This is a genomic window from Pseudochryseolinea flava, assembly GCF_003286915.1.
Classification (GTDB): Bacteria; Bacteroidota; Bacteroidia; order Cytophagales; family Cyclobacteriaceae; genus Ohtaekwangia; species Ohtaekwangia flava.
In genome coordinates, this window is record NZ_QMFY01000014.1 from 132,894 (window position 1) to 146,237 (window position 13,344).

Below are 13,344 nucleotides of genomic sequence, written 5' to 3' on the forward strand. Positions count from 1 at the left end.
TTACGCTGGATTGTTATTATTCGTTGAGTAAGCGCTTTCACTTACGGTGTCAGCTGCTTGGGTAAAAGGAAGCTGTACCACGAAAGTATTGAAGTTATCATGTTCCTTGTCCAAGTAAAGTTTTCCCTGGTGCAATAACACGAGTGCTTTTGATAGTGCAAGGCCAATGCCATTACCCGGATTAGCTTGCGTTTCCTTCAGTCGAACAAACGGTTCAAATATTTTCTCCCGCATCGCTGTCGGAATAACGTGGCCGTCATTACGAAAAATAATCATGAAATGCGTCTTGTCAACTTGTAGTTCGACGATAGCTTGTCGCTTCCCATACACCAGCGCGTTATAGTAAAGATTGTTCAATATTTTGTGCATTGAATCAATGTCGACGTCTGCGTGCACCGTTGCGTCCGGAAGAAGCAGGGAGAGGTCGATCTTTTTTTGTTCTGCGAGGGTTTTAAAGCTCAGGTGTCTTTCCGATAGAAGTTTATTGATGTCGGTTGTTACACAAGTCAAGCGGATGGAATAATTTTCGATACGTTTGAAATCTAACAATTGCTCGGTGAGTTCAATCAGTCGGTCCGTGTTGCTCTCCATAATTTTCAAATTGTTCCCGAATACATGGCTGTCACCGGCTTTTTCAACAATCTTTTCAAGTGGCGCTTTGATGAGCGTTAGTGGTGTACGAATTTCATGCGCCACGTTAACAAAGAAATCAAATTTTGACTGATATATCTCTTTTTCTTTTTCATGCTCGATCAATTCTATTTTTCGCTTGTTACGTTCTGTCATCAGTGCATGATAGCTTTGGAAGATTAAGTACGTTACCAGTACGGCGAGAAAAAAATAAATGATGTACGCGGTCGTGCTCAGCCAGAAGGGAGGCAGTATGGTGATGCCGAGTTGTGTTTCTTGATTGCTCCATACACCGCTGCTATTGGATGCTTTTACTTTGAAGGTATAGTGGCCGGCGGAAAGGTTAGTGAAGTAAACCTTTCTGTTTTCTTTTAGAGATGTCCAATCCGCATCCACACCTTCCATTTTATACTTATACTTCACCATTCTCGGTGCCGAGAAGTTCAGTGCTGCAAAATCGATACTGAAAGAAGCTTGGTTATGCGCGAGGGAAATCTGCTTCGTGAAAAGAATCGATTGATGTAGCGGTGAGTCCTCGGTGTTAACTTTTAATTCTTCAGTGTTTACTTGAAAGGACGTAATGAATAGCGGTGGAGAAAAAGTGTCGGGAATAAAATCATTTGGATTGAAACTGATCAACCCTTTAGCACTTCCGAAATACATCTTGCCCGATGCATCTTTGTAACCAGAATTGTAATTGAATTGGTCGCTTAATAATCCGTTCGCCGTTGTGTAGACAATTTGTTTGTGTGTGTCCATGCTGAACCGGACAAGTCCTTTGGAAGTGGTTATCCATAAGTTCTTTTTGTCGTCTTCAAGTATTTTGTAGACAGTTTTTCCTGGGAGTTCTTCAATTGCTGGATAATTTTCGAAGCTGTTATTAGCAGGATTGAGCATGCATAATCCACCGCCTTCGCTACCGATCCAAAGTCGACGGTTGCTGTCTTCAAACAGTGTTGTAATCGAATTATGACAGATGCTGTTGTTATTGGACTGCTTTACGAAATGCCCGACTTTCTTTCGCGTTGGCTCATAGGAGAAGAGACCGTTGCCTAGTGTTCCGATCCAAACCACGCCGTTCGAATCTTCGAGAAGTGCGTGAATTAAATGTGTTGTAGGAATGCCATGGATCAGATCGAAGCTATTGTTGGCAGGGTTATGACGATACACGCCGCGCCGTGTGCCGATGTAAGTCTCTCCGCGTTTTGTGCCGAGAATGGTTACGATGAAGTTGCTGCGAAGTGTTGCCGAGTTTTGCTCGTCGGGGAAATGTTTGATAACCCGTCCTGTGGCGATATCCATGATGTGCAGACCATGTTCGAATGTACCTATCCACAAGGTGTTGTCTTTTGCCAGTAGGCCGTGAATGTTGTGATACGAGATATCTGTGCTGGCACCGGATGGTTTATAATGTGTGAACTGATTGGTTTGCCTATTGAATTTGGTTAGCCCTGCATCTTCGGTGCCAATCCATAAGTTACCAAATTTGTCTTCACAAATTTCCCGTACAACATTTCCACTGAGCGATGCAGCCGTGTTGTCGGAAAAGAATCGATCGAATGTCACACCCTGTTTCGGAAAGTAGTTGACGCCTCCAAAATATGTTCCGGCCCACACACCACCTTCTTTATCCTGGCACAGGGTGTACACCGCATTGTCGGAAATTGAATAAGGATTGTTGTATTGTTTTCGATAATTGCTGAATGCTTTCGTCAACTTGTCATAGATAAAAATACCCGTTTCCGTAGCCATCCAAATTTCGTTGTCGGAGCGTTGCACAAAGTTGCGCGCGAAAATAGCAGTACCCTCGGCGTTGTTAACCAATAGATCGCGCGAAGAGAAATCTGTAACGTTAAACTCTTTTACACCATGTGTCGAAGTACCGACGAGTATGGTGTGATGGGGCGTTGCATATATTTTCTCGATCCATTTGATGGTAGCGTTTGGCTTGTCACTGAATACATCGTGCGCTGTGAATTTGTCTGTGTTGGGATGATATTGCTGAAGTAGCCCCGTGGAGGTTGAAATCCATAAATTCTCACGCGTGTCAATGCATATCGAGGTTGCCGCGAAAAAATCTTCAGGTGGATACGTACGGTATTGTTTGGATAATTTTGGGAACTTGATCAGCGTTTGTCCAGCGATTATCCAAAGATTTCCTTCGTTATCTTTTTTGATATCATGAACCTCATCACAAGACAGGAGTAGTTTAAAGGTCTCGCGCCATGCATCATATTGATATACGCCAATGCGTGTGCCGACGTAAAGAATATTGTTGTTGTCGATGTAAAGGCTTCTAATAAAATTATCACCAAGACTTAATGTATCGTTCGGGTCGTGGCGGAAGACTTTGAATGAGTATCCGTCAAACCTATTCAGACCGTCTGTAGTGCCCAACCATAAAAATCCTTGCTGGTCTTGTGCACTGCAAAAAACGGTGTTGTTGGAAAGTCCTTCTTCTACTTGAAAGTTTCGTAAATAGTTTTGAGCGACTGAACTTGCCAACGAGAGCACGGAGAAGCAAACGACGGCGATCCATCGTGTCCAAACGGGTAGTATTGAAACTTGCAAATTTTTAGTCATTACTTCGTTGTCAGCGCATTGGTGCACGTACGAATCAAGTTTCGTTGTGCTTGTATTCAATGGCTGTAAAGATACGCTTACGTTTGTATTCTGTGTTATACGCCACAAGACAAAAAAGCGCTAGCACGATTGGTGCGAGCGCTTTTGGTTACTTGCGCAGTCTATTAGAGTTGTTCGGTCTTTTCTGGAGCAGGTTTGCTGATTCCTTTGCTTACAGCCATCAACTCGTGAATTGTTCGTTTCATGTTGTCGGGAGAACCATCAAGGAAAATCATATTGCCTTGTCCCTCATCCGCGAAGTGACGGAGTGATTCAGTCCACATGGAGAATAAGATGAAAGATGAGTCAAGATTGGCCATCTCCATTTCTTTTGCTGCTTGCGAAATACCTTTGGCGACTTCTTCACGGAACAGTGCAACACCTTGTCCTCTTAATTGTGATGCGACTTTTTCCGCTTCTGCGGCGATCTTAATCGCATTACCGTCGGCTTCTGCCGCTTTTGTTTTTGTGATCAACAGTGCTTGACCCTCGTTCTCTGCTGCGGCACGGAGGTTGTTTGAAGCCACAACACGCGCCATGGATTTCATAATCGTCTCATCAAATGCAATGTCATTTAATTGTAAGTCGATCAGGTGGTAGCCCCAGCCTTCTAGCGTTTGGTCAAGTTGTAGCTTCACTTCTTGAACGATTTCCGTACGCAATGCCAGAATCTCTGACTGCTTTTTTGTGGCAACGAAACTTCTTATTGAGCCTTCAATTGTACGTGTCAATGCCGTGTTAAAACTGTACCGATCGACGAATTTAAAAGCAACGTTCTTGATGGTTTCTTCGCGTTGATCGACAACGGAGAACAATAGCATCGCTTTAAAATTTACATTGGCCTGGTCAATCGTTGTCGCTTGGAAGGATAAATCCACGGACTGGTTTTGTACCGATATTTTCGCGTAGATATTTTCAATAAGCGGGATTCGAACATTTAATCCGGGGCGTAGTATCCTTTGAAATTTTCCGAATATCGTCACAACGGCAATGTATCCTTGTTGTACGGTAACGAACATCGCGAAAACAAATATGACGCCTACCACGAGCGCGGCAATTACAATAATGTCTGAAATTTCCATGTTAAAATTTAAATTGGGTTAGTCTTAAGTATAATATGTGATATGAACGCTATTCAATAATGAAAGCGATTTTTGTTTTGAGAATCAGTTCGAGAGAAGAAGATGCGTGCGTGATAAAAGTGAAGATGCCGATTGGCGGTGAAAGCTCTTGAGCTTCATGTTTTATTTTGGGGTAATACTATGAATAGAAACGGCCCGCACATCCGTGGAGTTGCGCGCGGCGAAGATTTTGACAGCGGCCACTAGAAAATAAAATTTAGTTTTTTATTGGTTACCTATGTGGGGCTGATTGTCTCGGCTTACACTATTGAATGTAGCACCAAGCCTTTATTGGTGCCAATGTTGATTCCAGATGTCGTTGTATTTTTCGGGATGTCTTTTAAATTGCGCGAGCACATAAGGGCAGAGTGGGACAACTTTTAAGTTATTTTGTCGGGCGTAGTCGACCATGGTTGCCAGTAAATTTCCTGCTACGCCCTGTCCCTGGAGTTGTTCCTTTACCTCCGTGTGATAAACGACTAGGTTTTGGTCAATGATCGCAACGGCCATTTCGGCTAGCCTTGTTTGATTTTCTTCTATCACAAAAGCACCGCGGCGGTTATTTTCTAATTTCAATTGAATCCGGTTGTCCATATTTTATTTAATATTTCTAAAAGCCAGTCAAAGCTACGACCTTAAGTTTAAGTCAATCTTGAAATAGGTTAAGAAATCGCATTTGTTGCAGTGAAAATGACGGAAATTTTTGGTTTTTAGATACTGATTTTTTTTAGCCAAAAATGTGATAGATTTTTGTATCTTCGTTGAACATAAAGCCTTCATCGACTTTACGATTCAACATTAGGAACCCCGAGAATATGAGCCGACTCGTTCTGATGCTGGTCATTTTGTTTTCCGTACTATCCTGTACCGAAAGCCAGATAATCCATGACAAAAAGATACTTTTAACTTCCACGCGATGGCGCCTTCAACAGGGAATGGGCTTTCAACGGAGCGATTGGACTTTTAAAAAGGATGGAACTTATGTAGATGCACCGGTCGAAACTGACGGCAAAAAGAATTACATCATCGTTGGTGAGTGGCGCATGAAAAGTCCCGATGAGATAATTCTCAGACAAGAACAAATGATTGTGAAAGGAAGGATGATTGACATCGAAGACGAGAAATACAATTATCACATCCTCCGTATCACTACATTATCAAACACCAGGCTTGAAGGTTCTCTGAGGCATAATGCGGATTTTGAACACGCATTGTTTGCTGAATCAATGACCTTTCTTGCTGAAAAATAGCGTTTGCTGACTACCATCAATTTCATGAAAATTACGCGGTTCATTACGCCATTAAAGTTGGGGATATGTTTGGTTGTCATTGGATTGATTTACAGTGTAGCCATTGCGGGAATTCCGCCGCAAGATCCTCCTCCACACATTCAAGCACGTTATGATAGGGATGTAATGATTGGTGAATGGCTCCTGTATGTAGGCATGGCTTGTATTCTTGTGGGTGTAGTAATTAAAATTTTTCGCAAAATCTTAACGTCATCGCGTTCTCATGGCGGCTAGCGGAAAACATATCCTGAAGTTTTGCCCTAAATGTGGAAAGCCGTTGGTTTCAAAATCCATAGAAGGTAAATCACGACTTTGCTGTGCGGACAATGATTGTGGTTATATATTTTGGAATAATCCAATCCCTGTCGTAGCAATGATTGTAGAAACCTCACAGGGTATTGTCTTGGCCCACAATAAACTTGCGCCGAAGGGAATGTACTCAGTGATTACTGGCTTTTTGGAGTCGGCGGAGTCGCCGGAGGAAGCTGCCATTCGTGAGACCAAAGAGGAGCTCGGTTTGGATACAGATCAAATTACATTCATCGGCATGTATCCTTTTGTGAAAACAAATCAACTCTTGATCGCCTACCACATCATGGCCAGTGGCGAAGTTATGATCAATGATGAACTTGACGATTTTAAAGTGGTTCAGAAAGACGTACTTCATGGCTGGCGCGACACAAATCGTTTTGAGGTAGCACAATGGCTTCAGCGATTAAGCGTTCTTGCCGATGGCGTTTCACTCCTCTAGCATATCAAGAAAGACACAGATTTTGAATTTCCTTAGGTATATATTAAACGGTGCTGTCTTCCTTTGCATGGTATGGTGGATTGTTTTGTCATTTACGATGATCACACAATATCCTCCTTGCGATCATGTAGCCGATGTGGTGTTTAGTCAACTTAAAAATGTGTCGCGCTTTACCGTGCCGCTATTGATTGCGATTACGGTGATAAATTTTGTTTGGGAGCGTAAGATGATGAAAGCGAAGACCACTCAATACCTTTACTTCTTGCTATTCCATCTCGGCTATTGTAGCCTCATCTTTATATACACCGCATATTTGCTAAATAGCCACTGCGTTTTGTTTTGATTCCCTTTTTTTGATTGCATTTTCTGCAAAAGAAAATTTATGACTACCATACTTTGGTAAACGTCGCTTCGTTTTGAAATCAAATCTCTAACCTTTGCGAATCGTTACCTCAATCTTGCTCCTGTTGTATTGTGTTCATGCAGGATGCCAAACTACCGAAGAAGTATTCTTGTTAAAAGACAAGGCGGTCGGAGATTTACGCCTGTTGCAGTCATCACTGTATGAAATTCATCCAAGCGTATTTCGTTATACGTCAAAAGGTACATTTGATGACCACTTTCAAAAGGCGTGTGAAGCCATTGGCGATTCGATTTCTGAGCTCGCGTTTGCGAGGGATGTTGCTTCATTGATAGCCATGGTTCGCTGTGGCCATACCTTTGCGATGTTTCCTCAGAATAGAGAAATTAGACACGTTATTCCGCTTGAATTTAGAATTATTAATGATCGAATATATGTAATCAACAGCGGAGCGCAGCAGCATATCCCAGCAGGCGCGGAGGTCGTGCATATCAACGGAACCACTAGTTTGTCTTTGCTACAACAATTGCGCGCCGTCGAAGTGTCCGATGGCTTTGTGACAACCACGAAAGACCGGCGCATCGAGCGATTCTTTAAATGGTACTACGCCGCTTATATCGGACAGCCTAATCAGTTTATCGTTCAATATAGACATTCTGGAAATCTAGCGACCACAACGGTGAATGGCGTTAGTGGCAAAGATCTAGGGACAAATCAAAGCGTTGTGGAACGAAAGCCTTATTCGTTCACCATCGATACCACGAAAAGTGTCGGCGTGTTACGCATTGAGTCTTTTCTCGCAAAGCACGTGAAGAAACGACACCATCAAAATTTGAAACGAACTGTTAAACATAGTTTTCGCGCGCTGGACGAATTGAAAGTTGACAATCTAGTAATTGATCTTCGCGGTAATACGGGGGGAATGACCTTTGTGCCTCCCTTCTTGTATAGCTTTTTAACCGATCAAGATTTTAAATTTAAGAACAAGCTTGTCTTTAAGCATGGTTACAGGTTTTCTCGTCCTGAAACTCTAAATCGCTCACGCTTCAGCGACTGGGTTAACCGTCAATTGATGAAGGAGGTAAATGATACCACATTTGAGTGGACACTTCACAATAACACAAAGACTCGCTATAAAGCGCAACGTAAACCATTTCAAGGTAAAGTGTTTGTGCTCGTCGATGGAATCACGAGTTCTGGCGCGGCTGAATTTGCCACGCTCGTGCATCACTTTAAAAGAGGTACGTTGATCGGCGAAGAATCTGGTGGCGACTACAATGGTGTAACCGCGTATGACCGTACCTATTTGCAACTGCCAAATTCAAAAGTAGGTGTTTTAATAGCAGGCTATAGAAGTATTATGGCGTGGAATGAAATTCAATATCACGGACACGGCGTACCTGTCGATTATGCGATAGCCCCAACGATCGAAGATGTATTGTTGGGCAAAGATTTAGAACTAGAGATTGTATACAACCTGATCGAAAGAAAATGAAATATACGGGGATAGTTTTGTTGATTATACTCACGTCGTGTGCCGATAAGAAGGTCGAGATTAGCGCGACAAAGGTTGCCGTAACGCCCAATGTTCCCGCGATTGCGTTTCATCGCGATTCTGCAATCTACTTGCAGCGTGAAAATCAAAAGCCGCTATTTGTTGTCAAAGGGTTTAGTCCGGCGATCTCTCCAGACGGAAAACAACTTACATTTCAGAAGTATAGCCTAAACAATGCGTCGGAAATTTTTATTATGGATTTAGCTTCGAAGAAGTGCGAACGCTTAAATGTGAGGAGTAATAATTTTCACGATGCGGTGTGGTCGCCGGATGGAATACACATTGCATTCAACGTTTTTGTCGACAGCGATTGGAAGATTGGAATTATCAAAAGCAACAATGCTGATTTTAGGATTTTAAACGATCCGAGTGAATGGGGTATTCAAAAAATAACATGGGCAACTGACGGTAAATCGATCATCGCACATTCATTCTTCAGCTTGTTAGAGATTAGTTTGGATGGACAGCCATTACAGCAAATGAATATTCGTGATAAGATCAGCGATAAGTTTAACTTGTCTGGCAATGATCGCTTTTGGGCAACCACAAACAAGAAAGGATTTTATTTTACTTGTGGTGTTAGAGAGAAGTCAAAAGGTAAAGAAAGATCCGTAAAGGCGGTGATGTACTACAATCGGAAAACTGATAAAGTAACAAGGTTGTCTCCGACAGACTGCTATGTTGATGATTTGTTTGTTGCAGACGATAGTACAATTTTCTTTTCCGCGTCGCCATTCGAAGGTGACACTGCTCATATTTACCGCTACGATCGCGAGCATGATAAACTCGACTTGTTCGTGCGTGGCGCAGATACGCCAACGTGGACAACAAAGCTGTAGGTAATACGAAGTCCTACAATCTCGAAACCAGCGTTCGTAGCAAGGTCTTCTCCGAACGCTAGTTGTTTCGAGTTTTCTAAAGATGGTTATACTATTGCGTTTGATTGTATTGCCATATCTTCTCTTTTGGCGCTATTGATCTTCAAGCCAAAGAGCATTCTGAATAATCGAATTCGTCTAATCACAAATTCATAAAATCCAAAACAGCCAACAAACGTGAATATCGAGACGAGGACAAACTGAATGCGTACGTCGATATCAAGATTGAACACCAGAAACGAACCCAAGAACAGGAAGATCATGTGAATGATGTAGATGGGATAAGCTGCTTCACTGAGGTATCGCAACGCTTGACTTGGCTTGTTCAGGTAGCGATAGGCAAACGCTAGTACCGACAATATCCAGCAATCCGATTCAGTGACCAACAAGTACACAGGCACATTCATTTGGAAATAAAGAAGACGGACCAATAGCAGTACCGTTGCGATGGACAGGAAAGCCCATTTCCATCGTACGATCATATTCCAGAAAGCTTGGCCGCTGAGAATAAAGCAGAACCCAAAGAAGAACGCAATCAAGCCGAGGAAGTAGCCGTGCCATGTAAGCGCATACAGTTCATAGGGAAATGGTTTGATAATCAAAGCTTCGGCCACAAAGGCCCCAATCATCACGAGTACGCCTAATGGATGGCTTATCGTTTTGCGAATCGCTTGTGCCACTTTGCCATTTTCGTTTTTCTTCATGTAATAAAAGAGTGGCGTGAAGATGAGTACGTAGCTAAAGATGTTACCTAAAAACCAAAGGTGATCGGGGCCTGGCGTATAGGTGTAAGTGAGTTTGTAGTGATGCTGCCATACATAGTGATGAAGCGGCACGATCACAAAAAAGCCAAAGATGAATGGCAATAGAATTCGCGCGGAGCGTTCACCCAGTAGCTGCTGCCAGTTTCTATTTTGCAACGCAAAGTAAACGCCCATCCCAGAAACGAAGAATAGCAGCGGGATTCTCCAAATGTTTAACATCGACATGGGAATCCAAAGCGATCCCCATGTTTTTTCGTTGGCGATAAATCCGATCATGATTCCCCATGATTGAAAACCAATCGCTATGTGATAGATCAAGAGCAGTCCAATGGCAATCACCCTTACCCAATCGATATCATGTCTTCTGTTCATTGTTGTCATAATCGTATTCGTCTGGTGTTATTTATTATTTCAACATTGTCGCGATAACAGGTCTTGTTTTTTCGATGTAGGCATAGTCTAACTTTAAGCCCATCGGTCCAAGTACTTTTCCCATCATGTCATAAGCGTCTTTCACATCGTTGAATGGCGCAGCAACAGATTCGTACGGCGTTGAACCATATTTATTCTTGATGGTTTTATCGGCGCCTTTGTCAAGAAGTACTTTTACAAGCTCGGGGCGGCAGAAGAATGCGCCAACGTGAAGAGCAGTAGACCCATCGTTGTTTTTGAAGTTGAGATCGGCACCTGCATCGATGAGGACTTTTGCAATTTCACGTTTGTCAAACAGCACAGCCGAGATAAGCGGGCTTGAGCCACCGAATGGATCCTTGGCGTTGATGTCTGAACCGGCTTTGATGTGTTGTTTTACCGCGTCGATGTTTTCAGTAATTACCGCAGTATGGATATCTACCGGTGGCGGCTCAACTTTCGTGCTCGTAGCGGTGCTGGTTTGGGCAGCCGTTTCTTTCTCTTTGCATGCGAAGGTCATTAAGGATACGATGACGAGGCTGATGCGCAATGTCGTTTTCAGGGCGTTCATGTTTTGAGTTTTCATGTTCATTATGGTTTATGTCGTTTGTTTTTCGATGGTGTAAAGAACGGTTGAACACCTTGGAACAGGTGAATAGTTATGCGGCGAATACCATCAAGTTTGCGGTGATCACTATAAATTATGACGAATTGATATAAATTATGATGCAATTAGTGATGCAAACCTTTATTTTGAGCAAAAAATGAGGGTCGTGTCGATCGCAAAACGAATTGCCAACAACCCAGAAAACCTCTCAAATAGCCCAACGTCAATGCCTGAGCTAAGCCCTTCGGACCAAGAATTTATCAGTCAACTCAACGCTTTTGTGGATGAGAACATCGCCAATGAGCAGTTTGGGGTAACCGAACTTGCCGATTTGATGAGCATGAGCCGGTCTAACTTGTTGCGGAAAGTAAAAAAGATCACGAATCTCTCCGTAAGCCAATTGATTCGGGAAATCAGACTAAAAAAGTCGATGATCCTTTTAAAAACGTCAGGGTTGAATGTTTCTGAAGTTTCATTACAGGTCGGATTTGGCAGCCCATCTTATTTCATTAAATGTTTTCGCGAATATTATGGTTATCCGCCAGGCGAAGTGGGCCAGCACGACGACGGTGAAGTAATGCCCGCGGTGTTGACGGATGATGTTGAGCCGGCGAAAAAGTCAAAAAGTATTTTATGGATAGGGCTTGCGGCCGCGGTTTTAGTGGGAACAATGACCTACTTCTTCTGGCCTTTTTCAAAATCAAGTGCTTTCGAAAAATCAATTGCCGTTTTACCCTTTAAAAACGATAGTAACGATTCAGCGAATATCTACATGATCAACGGGTTGATGGAGTCTACTTTAAATAGTCTTCAAAAAATCAAAGACCTTAAAGTGATTAGTCGCACATCGTCAGAGAAGTATAGGAATACATCGTATTCTATTCCTGAGATGGCTGAAGAGTTAAATGTAAAGTATTTTGTAGAAGGGAGTGGGCAGAAAATCGGTGATCAGATTCTGTTAAACATTCAGTTGATTGACGGAGCTACCGATAAACATTTATGGTCGAAACAGTATCGGCGTGAAACGAAAGATATCTTTGCGTTGCAGCAAGAAATTGCCAAGAACATCGCTGAGGAGATCGAGGTGATCATCACCCCTGAAGAAGAGGCAAGTATCGAGAAAAATCCAACAGCAGATCTGGTCGCATACGACTATTTTTTGAAAGCACGTGATATCTCGTATAAAGGCGGAACAAAGAACCTGGAGAACGCAATTCAGTTGTATACAAAAGCCATTGAACGCGATCCGAAATTTGCGCTTGCCTATGCCGAAATGGCAATGCTCTATTATTACCTGGATGCATTTCAAACGGAGAAGGTGCATACCGCCGATATAAATTCCAACGCCGACAAAGCTTTGTTATATGATCCGAAGTTGCCGAACAGTCTTGTGGCGAAAGCGGCGTTCTATGTTCATAACAAACAGTATCAGTTGGCGGTACCTTACTTGGAGAAGGCACTCGAATATAATCCGAACTCAAGCCTAGCATGTGGTTTTCTTGCTAGCGTCTATAACTATTACTTGCCTAACACAACAAAATACATCGAGTATGCCCTGCGCGGTGCGCGGTTGGATGTAACCGGAATAGATTCTGCAACCACGAGTATTAACTACTTGCGGCTAAGTGATGCGTTGCTTCAAAATGGATTTATCGACCTATCGCTTAAATACGCGAATAAATCGTTAGAATTTGATCCAAATAATTTTTATTCAAAATGGGTGAAGAGCTTTGTCCTGTTTGCAAAAACAAAAGATGCAAAAGAAACGAAAAGACTTTTGATAGAAGAACTGAAGAAGGATACCTTGAGTTTGGTGATGCTTGAGGAGGTAGGGAAGGTATGTTATATGATGGAGGACTACGATGAGGCATACTATTACTACAGAAAATTTATCGACCTGCGCGAGTCAAAGCGTCTTGATATATTCCGACATGAAAACTTAAAGGTAGCCACGGTTTTTGCTGCAAAGGGGAAAAAAGAAGAGGCTGATAAACTTGCCGAAAGCTATCGCGTTTTTGCTGAAGAAGATCGTTCCATATACCGAGAACTGCAGATTGCGGCCTATCATGCTTACCGCAATGACGATGAAAAAGCAATGGTACATTTGAAACTATTTTCGAAGGAAGAAAATTTCCAGTATTGGGTTTTGTTGATGCGCGAGGATCCTTCGCTACGTGATATCCGAAAGCATCCTGATTTTGAAAAAGTGATGACTACTATCGAAAAGCGATTTTGGGATAATCACCATAAGCTTCGCAAGACGTTGGAAGAAAAGGGTATTCTCTAAATTATTTTATCGATATAGCGTTCGTTGTCGTTCCTCAGGTGATCTCATCTTCAGGCAATAAGATTTGA

At 42.5% G+C, this 13,344-nt stretch carries 11 protein-coding genes; 6 read left to right on the forward strand and 5 right to left on the reverse strand.

Features of this window, described 5'->3' with window-relative positions:
* The 3 genes from DQQ10_RS21770 to DQQ10_RS21780 form a co-directional block, all read right to left on the reverse strand.
* Positions 1 to 3,213 (reverse strand): ligand-binding sensor domain-containing protein, encoded by a 3,213-nt coding sequence (locus DQQ10_RS21770; protein WP_133259721.1) that lies wholly within the window; start codon positions 3,211 to 3,213, stop codon positions 1 to 3.
* Between the two features lie 164 nt (positions 3,214 to 3,377).
* Entirely contained in the window at positions 3,378 to 4,334 is a 957-nt protein-coding gene (locus DQQ10_RS21775; protein ID WP_112749042.1) for an SPFH domain-containing protein, read from the reverse strand.
* 327 nt (positions 4,335 to 4,661) lie between these two features.
* Positions 4,662 to 4,967 carry a GNAT family N-acetyltransferase gene (locus tag DQQ10_RS21780; protein ID WP_112749043.1) on the reverse strand — a complete coding sequence of 102 codons (306 nt, stop codon included), beginning with the start codon at positions 4,965 to 4,967 and terminating at the stop codon, positions 4,662 to 4,664.
* 221 nt (positions 4,968 to 5,188) lie between these two features.
* Here DQQ10_RS21780 and DQQ10_RS21790 point away from each other — a divergent pair, with 221 nt between their 5' ends.
* The 5 genes from DQQ10_RS21790 (at position 5,189) to DQQ10_RS21815 (ending at position 9,168) form a co-directional block, all read left to right on the forward strand.
* Positions 5,189 to 5,623, forward strand: a complete 435-nt coding sequence (locus tag DQQ10_RS21790; protein WP_133259722.1) for a hypothetical protein — start codon at positions 5,189 to 5,191, stop codon at positions 5,621 to 5,623.
* 24 nt (positions 5,624 to 5,647) lie between these two features.
* Positions 5,648 to 5,896 (forward strand): hypothetical protein, encoded by a 249-nt coding sequence (locus DQQ10_RS21795; RefSeq protein ID WP_112749046.1) that lies wholly within the window; start codon positions 5,648 to 5,650, stop codon positions 5,894 to 5,896.
* Positions 5,886 to 6,413 (forward strand): NUDIX domain-containing protein, encoded by a 528-nt coding sequence (locus DQQ10_RS21800; protein WP_112749047.1) that lies wholly within the window; start codon positions 5,886 to 5,888, stop codon positions 6,411 to 6,413. Before DQQ10_RS21795 ends, DQQ10_RS21800 begins: the two co-directional genes overlap by 11 nt.
* A 437-nt stretch (positions 6,414 to 6,850) precedes the next feature.
* Positions 6,851 to 8,269: a S41 family peptidase gene (locus DQQ10_RS21810; protein WP_112749049.1), complete on the forward strand. Its 1,419-nt coding sequence runs from the start codon at positions 6,851 to 6,853 to the stop codon at positions 8,267 to 8,269.
* Positions 8,266 to 9,168, forward strand: coding sequence for a TolB family protein (locus DQQ10_RS21815; protein ID WP_112749050.1), 903 nt, complete (start codon positions 8,266 to 8,268; stop codon positions 9,166 to 9,168). The genes DQQ10_RS21810 and DQQ10_RS21815 overlap by 4 nt, the downstream gene beginning before the upstream one ends.
* 86 nt (positions 9,169 to 9,254) lie before the next feature.
* Here the strand turns inward: DQQ10_RS21815 and DQQ10_RS21820 are convergent, their stop codons facing one another.
* Both DQQ10_RS21820 and DQQ10_RS21825 read right to left on the reverse strand, forming a co-directional pair.
* The gene (locus tag DQQ10_RS21820) at positions 9,255 to 10,343 is read right to left on the reverse strand and encodes an acyltransferase family protein (RefSeq protein WP_221409772.1); all 1,089 of its coding nucleotides are present in this window, start codon (positions 10,341 to 10,343) and stop codon (positions 9,255 to 9,257) included.
* A 34-nt stretch (positions 10,344 to 10,377) separates the two neighbouring features.
* Positions 10,378 to 10,968, reverse strand: a complete 591-nt coding sequence (locus tag DQQ10_RS21825; protein ID WP_112749080.1) for an ankyrin repeat domain-containing protein — start codon at positions 10,966 to 10,968, stop codon at positions 10,378 to 10,380.
* Between the two features lie 187 nt (positions 10,969 to 11,155).
* On the opposite strand from DQQ10_RS21825, the gene DQQ10_RS21830 reads away from it, so the two are divergent.
* Positions 11,156 to 13,276, forward strand: a complete 2,121-nt coding sequence (locus DQQ10_RS21830; protein WP_245970496.1) for a helix-turn-helix domain-containing protein — start codon at positions 11,156 to 11,158, stop codon at positions 13,274 to 13,276.
* Positions 13,277 to 13,344 lie beyond the last annotated feature (68 nt).